Raw genomic sequence first — 17,776 nt, forward strand, 5'->3', positions numbered from 1 at the left:
AGGTGCCGTCCCGCTGCCATCGGCGGAACAGGTCGTAGACCCGGGTCCACGGCCCGTACTCGACGGGCACGTCCCTCCACGGAACACCGGTCCGGACCCGGAACCGTATGCCGTCGATCAACTGCCGCCGAGGCCAGACGGGCGGCCGTCCCGCCTTCGCGCCCTTCGGCAACAACGGCTCCAGCACCGCCCACTGTTCGACCGTGAGATCTCCCCGACCCATGAACCGTGATCATTCACAGCTCAAGATCCACTTTCGATACACGGCCTAGGGTCGGCACGCCGCTGCCGGTACAGGTGCTGGGCCTCGGGCCGTCCCGTCGCCGGGTTCCCTCGGTCGCGTGGTGACGAGCCCGCGCCGGGACGGGACGAGGCCGTGCACGAGGACGGGGCCGTGTACGGGGATCAGGTCGTCGATGCCTCGCCGGCCCCGTCGGAGGCCGGCGAGGCGGTGGGTGTACCGGGGCTCGGGGGCGCGGCTTCGGCCGCCGGTCCGGCAGAGGCCGAACCGGCGACCCGCACGGCGGCGCGCCCGGGTGAACGCTGACCCGGGCGCGCCGGAGGCCCCTCGGGCCTGCCTTCGCGAGGGCGAGCGGTGCGGTCAGGCAGAGCCGGCGCTGTCACACAGCACGACGCCCTCGACCGTGTTCCCCGCCGTTCCGTACCCCGGGAAGGTGAACCAGGCGCCCGGGGACACCTCCTGGCACGGGACGTCCGTTCCGTCGCCGTACACGACCTTCACGGTGTGGGCCGCGGAGCAGTCGTTGATGACGAACGTGTAGCGCCAGCCCGCGCTGTACGTCACGCACGCGGGTACGGCGAGGCTGCTGTCCGTGCCCTCCTTGGACTCGGCGTGCGCCGAGGTGCCCGGCACCGCTACGGCCAGAACCACCGCAGTGGCCATGACAGTTGAACGCACGAATCGCCTCATCGCCCTGCTCTCCTTCATTAGGTGAACGAATGGCCTCAGAGTACGAGGGGCCTCGTGCGCTTGAAATTCTTTGCGGCAATTTTCAGCAAGGCGTAGTCATGTCTTTCTCCCACACAGTCGGGCACCAAGTCGCGTGAACGAGCAGCTCAGCGCGTCGCCTCTACGACGCACCGTCCGAGTGCGGACTCGGTCGGTCAGATGAACTGCAGAACCGATCGAGGTTACCGTCGGATGAAACGGCAGGTCCTGCTGCTGCCGCGGTCCTGTTGCCGTCGACAGACGAAGACATGCTCACGATGCGCGAAGTGGCTGCGATGAGGCCGAAAGCGATCGTCCCTCACTCGGTTCCCGGCACCGCCCCGTACGCGAAGTGCCCGTGCCGGACGTCCGGCACGGGCACTTCGCGTACGGTTTCCGTCAGTGCGACCGGACCCCCGTGGCCGCGAGCAGCGCGCCGTTGGCGGCCCGCTGGGTCGCGATGACCTGACCGCGCAGCACGGTACGGGCCCGGTCGCGGTCGCGCAGGTCGACTGCGAAGACCGGGCGGTCCTTGATCGGGCGGACGGGGTGCCCTTTCCTGGTTCAGCTGCGCCAGGTGTCGTTCAGCAGGGCCCTGCCGCCTGCGGGGACGGTGGCGGTGCGGTTGCCGCCGCTCTCCCAGGTGACTTTGCCGGAGGCGTCCTTGCGGAGGAACTTGTACTCGAACGAGGTGCCGGCCGGGAGGGCGACGTCGAGTTTCCAGGCGGGGTAGGCCGCCGGGTCGAGCTTGAGCGCGTCGGCCGTGTTCCAGTTGCCGAGTCCGGGCTTGTCGCCGGTGACGTAGATGTTCTCGCCCCAGGCGGTGGTGGCGTCGACGCTGAACGAGGCACCGGTGGTGACGCCGGGGTCCCCGCCGCCCGGGCCGGTGCAGTCGGTCGCGCCGGTGTGCAGGGCGAGGGCCGTGTCGGCGCCGAGGGTCGCGGTGAACTGCCCGGCACCGTTCACCGTGACGGGCTTGCCGCTCTGGACGTCGCAGTAGGTGCCGGCGGGCAGCGACGTCTGGAAGGTGCGGGTCAGTGAGCCGGACTCGTGGTTGATCGCGACGTAGGCCTTGCTTCCGCGGCCGAAGGCGATGGCGTTGTTGCCGTTGTCCCACCAGTCGGTCACGGCCGCGCTGCCCGCGGTGTTGCGGAACCCGACCATGCCGGCGATCTCGCGCCAGGCGTGCTGGCACTTCCACCCGTGGGTGTAGCAGGCGTCGACCCGGCCGTTGTCGGGGCCACCCGCGTCGTCGGTGAACTCGTAGCCTGAGTGGACGTCCGGTGAGCCGTAGGGCCAGGCGAGCATGAAGACGTGGGCGAGGGTGTACTTGGCGCCGTCCTTGTAGGTCAGCGTGGTGTCGTGGCGCTCGGTGTCGTGGTTGGTCACGAAGGTGGCGGCCTTGCCGCTCGGGACGTACCCCCAGGCCTCGCCGATGTTCTTCAGGTACGCGAGCTTCTCGCCGGTGAAGACGCGCTTCAGGTCCTTGCCGTAGGAGAACTCCTGGACGTCTCCGGTACCGGTGTACTGGCCCGGCTGCACGGCCTCGCCGGGCGCCCCGATGGTCTCCTGCTTCCAGTAGACGCCCGGGTCGCCGAGCCGGCTCTTGATGTCGGCGAGGTCGCCCGGCGGAATGTGCTTGGCGGCGTCGATGCGGAAGCCGTCCACGCCGAGGGACAGCAGGTCGTTCAGGTACCCGGCGACGGTCTTGCGGACGTACTCCTCACCGGTGTCGAGGTCGGGCAGGCCCGACAGTTCGCAGTGGTGGACGTTCCAGCTGTCCCCGTAGTCGTCGATGTCTCTCGGACAGTCGTCCATGTCGGACTTGGAGTACAGGCCGGGGTAGTCGTACTTGCTGTAGGAGGAGCCCCCGGTACCGGTGCCGGCGCTGTTGGCCATGTGGTTGATGACCGTGTCGGCGACGACCTTGACGCCGGCGGCGTGACAGGTGTCGATCATGCGCTTGAAGGCGGCACGGTCGCCCAGTCTCGTAGCGATCTTGTAGCTGACGGGCTGGTACGCGGTCCACCACTGCGGACCCTGGACCCGCTCGTTCGGCGGTGACACCTGCACGTACCCGTATCCGGCCGGCCCGAGGTCGCCGGTGCAGGCCTTGGCGACCGAGTCGAAGTCCCATTCGAACATCACCGCGGTGACGTCCTTGTCGCCGGGCGGATCCGCCTGCGCGGTTCCGGGCGCCGTGACGACCACAGCGGCTCCCGCCACAAGGGCGAGTGCAGTGGCCACGGTCCTGTTGGCCATTGTTCCTCCTGATCCACCAGATGCGGATGAGAGGCCTTCACGCAGCAACGCGCCGTGCCCGACAGGCCTGAGGGGTTCCTCTTGCTGAAAGAATCAGCAACTGTTTTCGTCCGAGACCGTACGAGTCGCCCAACCCTTGGTCAACCCTTCCGTCAGGACTCGTTCTTCTCTCCACAAGAACTTCAACACCCCTGGTCCAGGCGGTGGTTGTGGTTCCGTAATGTCTTTCGCAAGGGTTCCAGAGGTGTTACGTTCCCTCACCGTCCGGTCCGGCGGTCCGGAGGCCCGGCGAGTCCGGGCCCACGCGCACGGTCCGCCGGGCCGGATCCGCGGACGGGGTCCCGCAGCCACCGTGCCGCGTGCCGTCCCGTGGCTCCGGTCGGGATCGCGAGCAGAGCGGTGGCCGCAACGCCACGCCGCATCGTGAAACCCCGCCGAGCAGGACCGGAAGCGGGCGGAGCCGACGAAACCCGCTCCACCCATGACGAGGATCGCCGATGTCATGGGATGGGATACACCTTGCCGTGGTCGCCGATCACCGACCGGTGAGCCCGCGAAAGACGGGGGCCGGTCCCGCGACGGCGCCGCGGCCGATGCGGGGGCGGGTCGGTCTGGGGCGCGTTCCCACAGGTCCTTCCTCGAACGTGAGGCGTGGTGGCGCCGCAAGCACGTCGGCTCAACCGGAGCGGCGGGGCCGCTCGCAAAAACTTTCTGGAACGATCCGCAAAGCCTTGCAGGCTCCTGCATCCAAGTGCTTGACTCGCCACCGAACCGCCAGCCGTGGTGTGCCACAACGCAGTTCGCCGGTGGGCGCGGTGCAGCCGGTCCGACGAGCAGGGGCAGCGATGGCAGGCTTACGGCAGACACAGCACCTGGCACGGGAGGCCCGGCATCCGACACCGGGCGCCTCCGAGGAAGCCGTCCACGGACGCCGGGTGTTCGCCGAGGGACGCGGTCCCGTTCTGTTCGACCGTGCCGACCGGCTCACCGAGTTCGTGGGGAAGCCCGCCGAACCGACCAGCGACCTGGTCCTCGCCGCGTTCCGCGCCTTCGACGCCGCGGTGCTGCACCGCTACCCGGAGAAGCTGGACGGCACCGACCGGCAGCACGACATCGGCCGGGACGGCATCCCCGCGACTCTCGCGGGCGGCGAGGACATCCGCGACCACGAGGTGGTCGGCCACTGGGAGGGCATCGGCACCGTCGAGCGCTACCACCGGGCCCATCTGATGCTCGCGGCCGGCGGGCCGCGGCCGGGTGGCCGACTCCCTGGGCGCGGTCGCCTCGTTGGTCCCGGTGGACCCCGTCGACGAAGGCCGGGTGGAGCACAGCGTTCTGTTCCCGGGTGTACGCGTCGGGGCGGACGCGCGGGTGAGGCGCAGCCTGCTGCTGCCCGGCGCCACGGTCCCCACCCGGTCAGGACATCGACTCGGCGGTGGTCCTGGAGAACGGACACGTGCAACGGGTCGAGGACACCGCTGCCGTCACGGAAGGAACCCGAACATGAGCCAGTCCCCCTACGACGTCCTGGTGGTCGGCGGAGCCGGTGTGGACACCGTCGTCCGCGTCGACGAACTGCGGATCCCGTCCGGCGATTCGCTGCACGTGCCCCCTGTGCACGACTACGTCGCGCACACCGGCAACGGCGTGGCGCTCGGCTGCCACGCCCTGGGCCTCGCCACGAAGTTCATCGACTTCCTCGGCGACGACCCGCAGGGCCACGCGGTGCTCACCGCCTACGCCGGACGCGGCCTCGACTTCAGCCACGTGGTGTCCCCGCACGGCACCCCGCGCGGCGTCAACCTGGTCGACACGCAGGGCCGCCGCTTCTCCTTCTACGACTCCCGGCACCCGCAGGACCTCCGGCTGCCCCGCGCCTTCTACCTGCCCCACCTGGAGCGGGCGCGCCACGTCCACCTCTCGATCGTCGGACACAACCGCGACCTGTACGAGGACATCCACCGGCTCGGGGTGTCCAGCTCCACCGACCTGCACGACTGGGACGGCGACAACCCCCACCACCGGACCTACGCCCTCGCCTCCGACTACGTCTTCATGAGCGCCGCGGCCGTCCACGACCGGCTCGACGAGGTCCTGCACGGCATCCTCGACGAGGGCCGGGCCCGCTTCGTCGTGGCCACCGACGGAACCGACGGCTGCCACCTGCTGATGCGGGGCGAGCCGAAGGTGCGCCACTTCCCCGCCGTGCGGCCGGAGCGGCCGGTCGTCGACAGCAACGGCGCCGGAGACGCCTTCGTCAGCGCCTTCCTCCACGCCCACCTCGAGGGGCGCCCGGTGGAGGAGTGCGTCCTGGCCGGATCGGTGTCGGGGGCCTTCGCCTGCGCGGCCGCCGGCACCCACACCGAGTTCATCGACCTGCCCGGTCTGCGTGCGGCCTGCGCCCGCGCCGTCCCGGCGGAGTGAAGGAGCACCCGGGGTGCGCATCATCCGCTTCTCCTTCGAGTGCGGGGCTTCGACAACCGGCTGATGCGCGGCGAGACGGTCACGGTGCCCGAGGACCGGTGGACGGCACCGGCGCCGGTGGACGACGTCGCGGAGGTGACGGCGGCCGTCCGGGTGCCGAGGCGCCCGTCCCGCCGGTCCTCGACCTGGGCGGACCGTGCCTGGACTCAACCGGTCGTCGCAAAGACGCTGGGGGCGCCGCGGCCGACCGCGCGCCCGGCGACAGCACGGAATACCTGACCGGTGACGGGCGGGACGGAAACGTTCGCCGCACCGGACGAACGAATACCCGGGATCGGGGATGCCCACTCCCAACTCCCCTACCACGTGGCCCTGTTCACCCGGGCCGGCTCCACCTGCCGAGAGAGGCACGGAGCACGTGGGTCCAAGGCTCACTCCTGCTCACCGCTCCGGACGGCGGGCAGGAGCAGGCACAGGGGAACGGCGACCGCGGTGAGGGCCACGGACCAGCGGAACGCGTGACCGAAGCCGTTGGCGAGTGCGGTGGGTGTGTGGGCGTCGTCGATGTTCTGCTGGAGGACGACGAGGAGGACGGCCATCCCCACCGCGCCGCCGATCTGCTGGGCGACGCGGGTGATGATGCCGGCGCCGGGAATCTCCTCGTGCTCCAGCCCGATGTAGGCGGCGCCCATCGGCGCGATCATGGCAGCGCCCAGGGCGATGCCGCGCACGAACAGCGCTCCCGTGAACAGGAGTTCGCCGGTGCCGGCGGTGACGAAGGCGAACGGCACGGTGGTCACGGTGACGGAGGCGAAGGCCACGAGGGCCACCGCGCGCGGGCCGACTCGGTCCATGTACCTGCCCGCCAGGCCGCGGGCGACGAGGGCACCGACCCCCTGGGGAATGAGCAGCAGCCCGGCGCCGAGCGGGGTCGCGCCCCGGACCTGCTGGAAGTACAGGGGAAGCAGAGTCATCGACCCGAACAGGGAGATGCCGCCCAGGAAGAGCAGGGCGGAGGACGAGGCCACCGAGCGGTGCCGGAACATGCGCACGTCGACCAGGGAGCCGGCGGCCCGGGTGAGCGCCCGGGCGGTGAAGCCCCCGGTCAGGACCAACCCGGCGAACAGCGGGACGAGGACCTGGACGGCGGCGAAGCCCGTGCCGTCGCCGACCCGGGAGAGGCCGTGGAGAAGGGCGGCGGTACCCGGGCAGAGCAGGAGCAGCCCGACGGTGTCCGGGCGGGCGCGGGGGTGGCCGGGGACGGGGCGGTCGTCGGGCAGGTCACGCCGGGCGAGCCATATGCCGGCGAGGCAGAAGGGGACGTCGATGAGGAACAGCCAGCGCCAGTCGGCCAGGTGGAGGACGAGACCGCCGAGGACCGGACCGAGGACCGGACCGAGGACCGGACCGAGCGCCGTGGGCACGGTGATGACGGCCATGACCTTGCCGATGGCGCGTCCCTTCGCGGCCTGCACCAGCAGGGTGTACATCAGCGGCATCATGATGCCGCCCGCGAGGCCCTGGACGAGACGGAAGGCGATGAGGCCGGCGGCGTTCCAGGCCAGGGCGCTCAGGAGCGAGCCGGTCAGGAAGCCGCCCAGGGCCGCGATCCACAGACGCCGGCCGCCGAGCCGTGACTGGGCCCAGCCGGCGAGCGGGATGGTGACGAAGACGGCCAGCATGTAGCCGGTGCTGACCCATTGGACGGTCGGCAGCGGGGCGTCGAGGGAGGCGGTCAGGTCGTTCAGGGCGACGCTGACGACGGTGGTGTCGAGGACGGCACCGAGGGCGCCGACGATGAGGGTGACCGCCATGCGCCGCACGGCGGGGTCGACGCGGTCGGAGCCGGAGACGGTGAGGGCGGGCCCGGCCCCGTGGGCAGTGCTCACGGTTCACCTTTAAGATAGACCCACCTTCCTTACCTTTCGCAGGGTAGGCAGACACCGTAAGAAACACAAACCTGTCTAAGGCAGGGAGGCGCGATGGCCGAGCGGCGCCGTGGAGCGGTACTGGAGAAGGCGCTCCTCGAGGCGGCCTGGGACGAACTCGCCGTCAACGGTTACGCCAGGTTCACCATGGACGCCGTCGTCAAGCGCGCGGGCACCAGCCCTCCCGTGCTCTACCGGCGCTGGTCCGACCGCGACGAACTCGTCCGGGCGACCATCGTCCATGTCCTGAAGGAGTCCCGTCCCGCCGTTCCCGACACGGGGAGCCTGCGGGAGGATCTCCTCACCCTCATGCGGGAGATCGGCACCGCCCATGTGCAGCTGGTCCTCGTGATGTACGCGCACCTGGCCAGCTACTACCGGGAGACCGGACGAAGTCCCGGCGGCCTGTTCGATCCCGTCGCGACGGGCCGCAAGGCGGCGCTCGACACGCTCTTCGACCGCGCCGTCGCCCGCGGCGAGATCAGGCCGGAGGTCCTCACCGAGCGCGTGAAGACCCTTCCCTTCGTGCTGTTGCGCCACGAGATCCTCTCGACGGTCGCCCCGGTACCCGACGACGTCATCGGGGAGATCGTCGACACGATCTTCCTCCCCCTGGTGCGCTGACGGACGTACCAGGACGTTTCCTTCGGCAGTACCGTTTCGCACCCTGCCGCGAGGACCCGGCCGTCGTCCGGTCCGGGCCCCTGCCGATGCCGGGGGACGGCGATGCGGCACACGTTCCCGACTGCCGCGCGGACGGGTCGCCGCCGCGGCGCTCGTCGGCGGTGCGAGTGGCCGTCCCGCGGCACGGCCGACGGGCGTCAGGACTCGGACTCCGAGATCCAGGTGCCCAGTGCCATCTCGGCGGTGATGCCGGGCCCGAAGCCGGCCATGAGGCCGCGGTGCCCATCGAGGGCCGATGCCTCGTCGAACATGCGGGCCAGGGCGTCGAGCACCACCGCGCTGGCTATGTTGCCGTACTCGGTGAGGGTGGCGCGGCTGAAGCGGAACGCCTCGGGTGGCACGTCGAGGAACAGGCTCAGGTCGTCCAGGATGCGCGGACCGCCCGCGTGGATGATGTAGAAGTCCATCTTGCTGGCGTTCCATTGATGCTGTTCCGCGAGGGCCTGCAGGGCCGGGGCGAGGGGCTCCATGGTCCCGGGCACACGCTTGTCGAGCTGGAAGTGGAAGCCTGTGGAGCGGACCGCGTAGGAGATCCACTCCTCGGTGCCCGGGATGACGTACGAACCGTTGCGTTCCAGACGGACTCCGGTGCCGCCGTTGCCCCGGACCACGACCGCGGCGATCCCGTCGCCGAACAGGCCGTTGGACAGCAGGGACCCCACGCCGAGGTCGGTGGGCTGGTAGCACAGCGAGCAGAACTCGCAGGCGACGACGAGCGCGTTGGCGTCGGGGTGGGCCGTACAGAAGTCGTGCGCCCGGTTGATGGCCGCGCCGCCCGCCGCACAGCCGAGTTGGGCGATGGGCAGCTGCCGGGTCTCCGGCCGGAAGCCCATCGTGTCGATGAGCCATGCGGTCGGCGGCGGCATCATGAAGCCGGTGCAGGACACGTAAATGATCATGTCGATCTGCTGCGGTTCCAGTTCCGCCTGGGCGAGGGCCCGGCGCACCACGGCCGGCACGCGGGCCTTGGTGTGTGCCTCGTAGGTGGCGCTGCGGGCGTCGACGCCCGGATGCTGCAGCACCTTCTCGATGGGCTGGATCAGATGCCGTTTCTGTACGCCGGTGTTCTCGATGAGCCTGAGGGCGAGTCCGAGCTGCGGATGGTCGCCGTGCAGCCGTCGCGCCAGCTCGAGCGTCTCCTCGTTGGTGATGACGTACTCGGGCACTTCGATCGCCGGCTTGCAGAGAACCGCCATGGAATGCCTCCCAGTGGACGTGGTCCCCACGGCCGGACCGTGACCACATGCGGGCAGTTCGTCTTCCGGTGGTGGCCGCAAGGATCCGTCCGCACGGAAACGGTGCGAAACAGGTCTCGGGCGGGCTCCGTTGCCGGATTCGACGTCCCTGGCACGGACGCGGTCGGGATGGACCGTCGAAGACTGAGTTCTCCCCGTACGGACGGAAGGTGATCCGCCACGGCTTGGTCAGCCGTCTGGTTCACGTTACGACGGGAGGGTGAAGGCCGCATGTCAGCGGAGCGTTCGGCGGGAGGGGCCGGAACACAGCGGGCGGTGGCCCTTGTGAGGACGCATTGTCGCTGACCGTCCTGTTCCCGGCCAGTCGAGCCGGCGGTTCGTCCCCCGGAGCCTTTCGTGCCCTGCCGCCCGCTGTGCTCCGCAGCGGGGCGGAGCACAGCGGGCGGCAGTCGGCCGAAGCCGTGCGAAAGGGGCCTCGTCACCCCTGTGAAGGGAGCCTCGGCGCACGGACTCCCGGGGCGACCGAGGTCACCAGGTGACGGGCAGCGCGAGCGGATACCGCCAGATCGACGTCTTGTTCCAGCGCACTTCCTCGGCCGGCTTCGCCAGTTTCAGGTCGGGGAAGCGCTCCAGGAGCGTTCCCATCGCGACTTGGAGTTCCGTGGTGGCGAGCGGAGCGCCGAGGCAGTGGTGTCCGCCCCAGCCGAAGGTCATGTGAGACGGACCGGAGCGTTTCAGATCCAGCTCGTCAGGCCGGTCGAACTTGCGTCCGTCACGGTTGGCCGTCAGGTAGGAGACGTGCACGATGTCCCCGGCCTTGATGGTCACCCCGCTCAGTGTCACGTCTTCCAGGGCGACGCGGGGGATGCCGACGCCTTTGCGGAAGGGGATGAAGCGCAGCAGTTCCTCGATGGCCTGCGGGAGCATACCGGGATCGGCGCGCAGCATGGCGAACTCTTCGGGGCGGGTGAGCAGGGTGTAGGCGATGTTCCCGATCTGGTAGGTGGTGGTGTCCTGACCGGTGATGAGGAGGACCATGGCCATGACGGCCAGCTCCTGGTCGTCGAGGAGCTCGTCTCCGTCGCGGGCCGTGGCCAGCGCGCTGATCAGGTCGTCACCGGGGTTCTCGCGCCGGTGCCGGGTCAACGTCTGGAAGTAGGCGCGGAGATCGGCCTTGGCCCGTACCGCGTTGTCCCGGTTGTCGACGCCGGTGTCCATCATGGTCCGTGCGTGGGAGCGCAGTCGGGCCCGGTCGGCCTCGGGAATGTCGAGGACCTCGCAGATGGTGGCCAGGGGCAGGGGGTCGGCCAGGTGCTCGACGAGGTCCGCGGGAGAACCGTGCTCCGCCATCCGGTCGAGCAGTTCGTTCACGACGTGCTGGGTGCGGACCCGCATGCGTTCCATGTGACGAGGCGCGAAACCTTTGGAGATCAGGCTGCGCAGGCGGCTGCTGGCCGGCGGGTCCATCACGTTGATCGCCTCGTCCTGAACGATGGGCTCAGGGGTCATGCGCGGAAAGTTCCGGCCGATGATGGCGTGGCGGCTGAAACGCCGGTCCGTCGTCACCGTGCGTACGTCGTCGTAGCCGGTGACGAGCCATGCTTCTCCCTCGCCGTGGGGCAGCCGGATGCGGGAGACGGGCTCCTCGGTCATCAGGCTCCGGAGCACGGGATCGAACTCGAGGGCCTCGGCATAGTCGAAAGGGCAGTTTCGCGCGACGGCGGCTGGTTCCATGCGTGGCTCCCGAGGGAAATCTGATGACGGGCCGATGTGTCCGGGACGGGACATGGATGCCCGGTCGCCTGCGAAGGCACGCACCGCTCCGGCCATTCGGCGTAATGCTCCGGCAGCGGTCCGCCTCCCGGGCCGGTGCTCGTCGTTGCCCGGCGGACAGGGGACGGCCGAAGTCATCGAGCTGTCTCGGTGTCGTCCCTCGAGGGTGAGGGCCGCGGCGACCACTGAGCGTGCGGCCCTCGGGGACGTGTCCCGACGCCGGGCGGCACGACGCGGGCGGCCACCGGTCGGACCGGTGGCCGCCCGCCGTCCTCGCGACCGCGTCACCGGCGGGCCGGTGCGGCCTGACGCGTGCCCCCGGCCGGTCCGTGGCCGTCGTGCGTGCCGAGCGCGCGCAGGATCTCCTCGACGCTCTGCCTGGCGTCGCCGAAGAGCATGCCGCTGTTCTCGCGGAAGAACAGCGGGTTCTGTACGCCCGCGTAGCCGGAGGCCATGGAACGTTTGAAGACGATGACCTGTTCCGCCTCCCAGACCCGCAGCACCGGCATGCCGGCGATCGGGCTGGCCGGGTCCTCGGCCGCGGCCGGGTTGACGGTGTCGTTGGCGCCGATGACCAGGACGACCGAGGTGTCCGCGAAGTCGTCGTTGATCTCGTCCAGTTCCAGGACGATGTCGTAGGGCACCTTGGCCTCGGCCAGCAGCACGTTCATGTGCCCCGGCAGGCGCCCCGCGACGGGATGGACGCCGAAGCGGACCTCCACTCCCCGCTCGCGCAGCCGCCGCGTCAGCTCCGCGACCGGATGCTGGGCCTGGGCGACGGCCATGCCGTACCCGGGGGTGATGATCACCGAGCGGGCCCGGGCGAGCATCTCGGCCGCCTCCGCCGCCCGCACCTCGCGGTACTCGCCCTGCTCCTCGGCGCCGCCGGACGGCGCCTCGAGGCCGAAGCCGCCCGCGATGACGGAGAGGAAGGACCGGTTCATCGCCTTGCACATGATGTACGACAGGTAGGCGCCGGAGGAGCCGACCAGCGCGCCCGTGACGATGAGCAGGTTGTTGTCGAGCAGGAAGCCCGCCGCGGCCGCAGCCCAGCCCGAGTAGCTGTTCAGCATCGAGACGACGACGGGCATGTCCCCGCCGCCGATCGAGGCGACCAGGTGCCAGCCGAGGGCCAGCGCCAGTACGGTCACCGCGATCATCAGCGGCAGGCCGGGACTGATCGTGAACCGGACGGTCAGCGCGACGAAGGCGGCGAGGGCGCCGATGTTCAGCGCGTTCTTGCCCGGCAGCGTCAGCGGACGGGACTCGATGCGCGCCGAGAGCTTCAGGAAGGCGACGATCGAGCCGGTGAAGGTGACGGCGCCGATGAAGACGCCGATGAACACCTCGGCGTGGTGGATGCCCAGCAGGCCGGCGCCGATCCGGGTCTGCGCCGTGCCGTGCGCCTCCACCTCCAGATAGCTGTTCCAGCCCACCAGTACCGCGGCGAGGCCGACGAAGCTGTGCAGCACCGCGATGAGTTCGGGCATCTGCGTCATCTCGACGCGGCGGGCCCGCCACAGGCCGATGGCCGCGCCGAGCGCCGTCGCCAGCAGGATCAGGGCCACCGCGCCGACGGTGATGCTCTGCGCCGCCACGACGACCGTGGCGACCAGGGCGAGGGCCATGCCGGCGATGCCGTGGACGACGCCGGCGCGGGAGGTGCGGTGCTGGGACAGGCCGGCCAGGCTGAGGATGAACAACAGGGCGGCGACCAGATCGGCAGCGTGAGAGGCCGTCAGGGAGGTCATCCGGCTCAGCCTTTCGAGAACATGGACAGCATGCGGCGGGTGACGGCGAAGCCTCCGAAGATGTTGACGCTCGCCAGCAGGATCGCCGCGAAGGACAGCGCGGTGACGATCCGGCTCTCGTGCCCGATCTGCAGCAGGGCGCCGATCACGACGATTCCGGAGATCGCGTTGGTCACCGACATCAGCGGGGTGTGCAGCGCGTGGTGCACCTTACCGATGACGTAGTAGCCGATCACCACGGCCAGGGCGAACACGGTGAGATTCTCTGCGAGTCGGGCCGGCGCGAAGGCCACGAGCAGGAACATCGCGAGCATGCCGAGCCCGAGCACGCCGAGGCGTCCCGCGGGCGTCGGCCTCGGTCGTCGGGGCTCGGGCGGGGCGGGTTCGGCGGTGGGCCGCGCGGCCGGTGCGGCCGAGACCGGTACGGGTGGTGGCGGCCACGTGATCTCCCCGTCGCGCACCACGGTCACGGCCCGCTGCACGACGTCGTCGAAGTCGATCACCGGCTGTCCGTCCTTGCCGGGCGTGAGGAGTCTCAGCAGGTTCAGCAGGTTGGTGGCGAACAGCTGCGAGGCCTGGGCCGGCAGCCGGGAGGCGAGGTCGGTGTAGCCGATGAGGGTGACGCCGTTGCCGGTGACCACCGCGCGTCCTGGCACGGTGCCCTCGACGTTGCCGCCCTGCGCGGCGGCCATGTCGACGATGACGCTGCCCGGCTTCATGACGGCCACGTCCCGGGCCGTCAGCAGACGCGGCGCCGGCCGGCCCAGGATCAGCGCGGTGGTGATCACGACGTCCACGTCCCGGGCCTGCTCGTGGTAGAGCTCGGCGGCGGCACGGTCGTAGTCGGCGGAGGTCGCCCTCGCGTACCCGTCGGTGCCGGTCTCCTGGGCGACGTCCACCGGGAGGTATTCGCCGCCGAGCGATCTGACCTGGTCCGCGACCTCGGGCCGCGGATCGGTGGCCCGGACGATCGCGCCGAGGCTGGCGGCGGCGCCGATCGCCGCCAGCCCGGCCACGCCCACGCCGGCCACCAGCACCTTCGCCGGCGGCACCTTGCCCGCCGCGGTGACCTGGCCGGTGAAGAACCGGCCGAAGACGTGCGCGGCCTCGATGACCGCCCGGTACCCGGCGATGTTCGCCATCGACGACAGGACGTCCATCGACTGCGCCCGCGAGATGCGCGGCACCGCGTCCAGCGCCAGCGCGGTGACCCCGGCATCGGCGAGCGCCTGCAGCAGCCCGGGCCGCTGTGCCGGGGCCAGCAGGGCGACCAGGACGGCACCCCGTCGCAGCCGGGCGACCTCCTCGTCGGAGGGCGAGGTGACCTTCAGGACGACGTCCGCGGTCCAGGCCTCGCCGATCTCGGCGCCGGCGTCGAGGTAGGACCGGTCGCTGAAACCGGAGGCCGCGCCGGCCCCCGCCTCCACCACGACCTCGTAACCGAGGCCGAGCAGCTGTCGGGCCGTCGCGGGAGTCGCCGCGACACGCGTCTCCCCGGTGCCGGACTCGGCCACCACGCCGATGCGCCGTGGTGGGTGGTGCGCGGATTCATGTGAAGCCATGTCTCGTGTTCCTCCTCGGAGGGAAGGTGACGGGATGTCCGCGATCACTGGCTGCCCATCGGCCCTCTCCCTGTGGGCGCAGGCCGTAGGAACCTACCCGCCAGAGTCGCCCACGCAGACGTGCGGGGCCGTGGCGCGTCCCGCCCGTCGGCCGCCGTGCCGCCGCCCTGCGTCCCGGTCCGGCCGTAGGGCGGGGCTCCGAGGAGTACCGACCCGCCCTTGACCTGCGCTTTCCTTATCGAGGTCAGATTTCGGTCACCGGCGGGGTCGCCACGGGGTGTGCCTGGGGAGTCCCGGGACCGGTGTGCCGGTCGTGCTTGCACCGGTACGTCAGGAGGCCCAGGAAACCGGCGAGGAAGCCGCTGATCAGTCCCGAGACGGCGTGGTTGGCCGCGTTGGCGCCGGCGCTCGCGGGCATGCCGACGACCAGGTGGTTCGCCAGGGCGCTCATCACGGCCCCGATCACTCCCCCGATCGCGCCGCTGGTCAAGGTCGCGCGCACAGCCGGGCGGACGGGGACGCGGGGTGTGTCGGGCGTGGCGGCGGAAGGGGCCGCGCCGGCCATGACAGAGAGCGAGGAGAACGTCGCGGGGGCGGGCGGCGAGAACGCGGCAGCGGGCGAGGAGAGCCCGGCGGCACCCCGTTCCAGCCCGACGACCCGGTCGAGCGCGAACGGCCCCGGGCCGGCGAGGACGACGACGGCCAGTCCGGCGACGAGGAGCACCGGGAACTCCGCACCGGCGCCGGTCGCCTGGCCCTGCTGCGGTGTCATGAAACCCGTATCGGCGTTGACCAGGGCGATCGCACCGAACAGGTGCAGGGACAGCAGGACCGACACCAGCCGGGACAGCAGACCGACGGTGAGCAGGAGACCGCCCGCCGTCTCGCCGAGCGCCACGGCCCAGCCCACGGCATCGGGTGCGGGCACGCCCAGGGAGGCCAGGTGGACGCCGAACGCGGCGGGGCCGTCCACGAGCTTGTCCAGCCCGTGGACGGCCACGACCGCTCCGGCGGTGACGCGCACGACGCAGGGGGCGACCGCCGGGAAGCGGTGTGCGGGAGCGATGCCGAGCACGTCACGGAGGGCTGTGCTTCTCGGGGCGGGCATGGCCGGGTCCTCTCGCCAAGGGCTGGGTGACCGTCCCGCCGGAGTGCCGTGCGCGGCAGGGCACGGCAGCGGTCCCATGGGATCGCCGACCCTCACGCGTGCGCCGGGCGGTGACGTGACCGCCACTGTGCGGCCGGCCCGCCGGCCGAGGGAACCCCCTGTTCCATCCGGCCTCCCGATGTCGGTGATCCACCGCGTGGATGCCGCCTCCGAAGCCCTACTTGGTGGCTCCCTGCGCGAAGCCGTTGTAGATGTAGCGCTGCAGGAACAGGAAGACCACCAGGGTCGGCACGATCACGAGGACGGCTCCCGCCGAGATGTTCTCCCAGTGCGCTCCGAACGGTCCCTTGAACCGGAACAGGGCGGTCGACATGGTCCCGAGTTCCTCGGAGGGCATGTAGAGGAACGGGATGTAGAAGTCGTTGTACGTGGTGATGCCCTTGATGATGACGACGGTCGCGATCGCCGGCTTCAGCAGCGGGAAGATGATCTTCCGGTAGATGGTGAACGCGTTGGCGCCGTCGAGCCGCGCGGCCTCGTCGAGGGACGTGGGGATGCCCCGGATGAACTGCAGGAAGATGTAGATGGACACGATGTCGGTGCCCATGTAGAGCAGGATCGGGGCCCAGCGGGTGTCGAACAGGCCGAAGCTGTTGACCACTTGGAAGGTGGCGACCTGGGTGGTCACGCCCGGTACCAGCGTGGCGATCAGGAACAGGGCCATGACCAGCTTCTTGAACCGGAAGTCGAAGCGGTCGATGGCGTACGCCGTCATCGAGCCGATGACCACGGTGCCCGTGATGGAGAACACCAGGATGAAGGCGGTGTTGCCGAAGGCCGTGAGCATGTGGCCGTCGTTGAAGGCCGTGGCGTAGTTGGAGAAGTTGAGCCAGTCGTCCGGCAGGGACAGGGCACCCTGACCGTCGGCGATCTCTTCGTAGGACTTGAGCGAGGTCAGGAACACCACGGCGAGCGGCAGCAGCACCACGAGCGAGGCGACGACGAGCGACAGGTACGTCAGCGCGGTGCCGACGCGCGGACGCCGGCGCGTCCGGTCCGGGGCGGGGGCGGGGGCGGTGACGGTCATACGAGGTCCACCTTCTCGTCGGGCACGAGCCGGCGCTGGATCCAGGTGATCAGCAGGATGATCACCAGCAGCACCACGGCACAGGCCGAGGCCAGGCCGGTCTTGTTGAACTGGAAGGCGAACTTGACCGTCTGGATGACGAAGGTCGAGGTGCCGGTCGCGCCGCCGGTCATGATGTACGGGATCTCGAAGACCGAGAGGGAACCCGAGATCGCCAGGATGGCGCTGAGGCTCAGCACCGGCCGGATGCTCGGCGCGATGATGTGCCGGAACTGCTGCCACCGGCTCGCGCCGTCCAGCTGGGCGGCCTCGTAGAGCTCCCCGGGGATCGACTGGATCGCGCCGAGGAATAGGACGAAGTTCAGGCCGGTGAAGCGCCAGACGGACACGCCGGCCAGTGAGGTGTTGGCCGATTCCGGGCTGCCCAGCCAGGCGTGGTCGGAGCCCGCGCCGAACCAGGACAGGACCGAGTCGAGGGTGCCGCCGTCCTGGAAGAAGTACAGGAAGACGAAGCCGATGGCGACGCCGTTGATCAGGTAGGGAAAGAACAGGATGCCTTTGAAGAGGTTCCTGAACCGCAGGTCGAAGCTGAGGACGGTGGCGAAGTACAGGGCGATCGCGATCTGTACGACGGACGCCGCCAGGTAGTAGAGGCTCACCGCGAACACCCGGAACAGTTCGGGGCGGGTGAAGAGTTCGGTGTAGTTCTCCGTGCCGACGAAGTTGCGGTCGGGGCTGACCCCGTCCCAGTCGGTGAAGCTGTAGTAGATCATGTTGCCCACCGGCACGTAGGTGAACGTGACCAGCAGGGCGATGGGGGCGATCAGGAACAGCCACGGGGTCACCCGGCGCATCGGTCGGTTGCGCCAGGAGCGGCCGTCCGGTGCGCGGCGGGAGGCTTGTTCGCCGGTCCGGCCCGGCTCGGTGGCCGGGGCGGGCGGTGATGCGGTGGAAGCGGTTCGGGTCATTGCGGAGCCGGGCCTTTCGTCGTCCGCTGGGCACTGGTACGCCGGGTTCCGGCCGGAGCCGGGAGTGTCGGGAGGGCCTGGAGG

At 70.3% G+C, this 17,776-nt stretch carries 13 protein-coding genes and 2 pseudogenes; 3 read left to right on the top strand and 12 right to left on the bottom strand.

The genetic code is table 11. The annotated features are described in order from the left end of the window. From ACIRFH_RS31310 to ACIRFH_RS31325, 4 genes and pseudogenes are all read right to left on the bottom strand, one after another. A partial coding sequence (locus ACIRFH_RS31310) for a transposase (RefSeq protein WP_403528198.1) occupies window positions 1-223 on the bottom strand: 223 nt, incomplete at its 3' end. Between the two features lie 378 nt (window positions 224-601). After that, entirely contained in the window at window positions 602-931 is a 330-nt protein-coding gene (locus ACIRFH_RS31315; RefSeq protein WP_403528201.1) for an alpha-amylase, read from the bottom strand. A gap of 423 nt (window positions 932-1,354) precedes the next feature. After that, window positions 1,355-1,486: pseudogene (locus ACIRFH_RS31320) on the bottom strand (hypothetical protein); the annotation flags it as partial. 27 nt (window positions 1,487-1,513) lie between these two features. After that, entirely contained in the window at window positions 1,514-3,211 is a 1,698-nt protein-coding gene (locus tag ACIRFH_RS31325) for a carbohydrate-binding module family 20 domain-containing protein (protein ID WP_403528204.1), read from the bottom strand. An 845-nt stretch (window positions 3,212-4,056) separates the two neighbouring features. Here ACIRFH_RS31325 and ACIRFH_RS31330 point away from each other — a divergent pair. Both ACIRFH_RS31330 and ACIRFH_RS31335 read left to right on the top strand, forming a co-directional pair. After that, window positions 4,057-4,386: pseudogene (locus ACIRFH_RS31330) on the top strand (hypothetical protein); the annotation flags it as partial. A 328-nt stretch (window positions 4,387-4,714) separates the two neighbouring features. Beyond that, window positions 4,715-5,635 carry a carbohydrate kinase family protein gene (locus ACIRFH_RS31335; protein ID WP_403528207.1) on the top strand — a complete coding sequence of 307 codons (921 nt, stop codon included), beginning with the start codon at window positions 4,715-4,717 and terminating at the stop codon, window positions 5,633-5,635. Between the two features lie 431 nt (window positions 5,636-6,066). Here the strand turns inward: ACIRFH_RS31335 and ACIRFH_RS31340 are convergent, their stop codons facing one another. Beyond that, window positions 6,067-7,524, bottom strand: coding sequence for an MDR family MFS transporter (locus ACIRFH_RS31340; protein WP_403528210.1), 1,458 nt, complete (start codon window positions 7,522-7,524; stop codon window positions 6,067-6,069). Between the two features lie 93 nt (window positions 7,525-7,617). On the opposite strand from ACIRFH_RS31340, the gene ACIRFH_RS31345 reads away from it, so the two are divergent. Continuing rightward, on the top strand, window positions 7,618-8,187 hold the full coding sequence (locus ACIRFH_RS31345; protein WP_403528213.1) for a TetR/AcrR family transcriptional regulator: 570 nt from the start codon (window positions 7,618-7,620) through the stop codon (window positions 8,185-8,187). Between the two features lie 197 nt (window positions 8,188-8,384). Here the strand turns inward: ACIRFH_RS31345 and ACIRFH_RS31350 are convergent, their stop codons facing one another. From ACIRFH_RS31350 to ACIRFH_RS31380, 7 genes are all read right to left on the bottom strand, one after another. Further along, window positions 8,385-9,443, bottom strand: a complete 1,059-nt coding sequence (locus ACIRFH_RS31350; protein WP_403528216.1) for a type III polyketide synthase — start codon at window positions 9,441-9,443, stop codon at window positions 8,385-8,387. A 528-nt stretch (window positions 9,444-9,971) separates the two neighbouring features. Next, window positions 9,972-11,177, bottom strand: a complete 1,206-nt coding sequence (locus ACIRFH_RS31355; RefSeq protein WP_403528219.1) for a cytochrome P450 — start codon at window positions 11,175-11,177, stop codon at window positions 9,972-9,974. Window positions 11,178-11,500: 323 nt separating this feature from the next. Next, on the bottom strand, window positions 11,501-12,967 hold the full coding sequence (gene pntB / locus ACIRFH_RS31360; RefSeq protein ID WP_403528222.1) for a Re/Si-specific NAD(P)(+) transhydrogenase subunit beta: 1,467 nt from the start codon (window positions 12,965-12,967) through the stop codon (window positions 11,501-11,503). 5 nt (window positions 12,968-12,972) lie between these two features. Next, a complete protein-coding gene (locus tag ACIRFH_RS31365; RefSeq protein ID WP_403528225.1) occupies window positions 12,973-14,529 on the bottom strand; it encodes a Re/Si-specific NAD(P)(+) transhydrogenase subunit alpha in 1,557 nt (518 codons plus the stop codon). Window positions 14,530-14,773: 244 nt separating this feature from the next. Continuing rightward, entirely contained in the window at window positions 14,774-15,637 is an 864-nt protein-coding gene (locus ACIRFH_RS31370) for a DoxX family protein (protein WP_403528227.1), read from the bottom strand. Between the two features lie 217 nt (window positions 15,638-15,854). Further along, a complete protein-coding gene (locus tag ACIRFH_RS31375; RefSeq protein ID WP_403528230.1) occupies window positions 15,855-16,724 on the bottom strand; it encodes a carbohydrate ABC transporter permease in 870 nt (289 codons plus the stop codon). Further along, a complete protein-coding gene (locus tag ACIRFH_RS31380; RefSeq protein WP_403528233.1) occupies window positions 16,721-17,692 on the bottom strand; it encodes a carbohydrate ABC transporter permease in 972 nt (323 codons plus the stop codon). Before ACIRFH_RS31380 ends, ACIRFH_RS31375 begins: the two co-directional genes overlap by 4 nt. Window positions 17,693-17,776 lie beyond the last annotated feature (84 nt).

Source organism: Streptomyces sp. NPDC093586 (assembly GCF_044764905.1).
GTDB lineage: Bacteria > Actinomycetota > Actinomycetes > Streptomycetales > Streptomycetaceae > Streptomyces.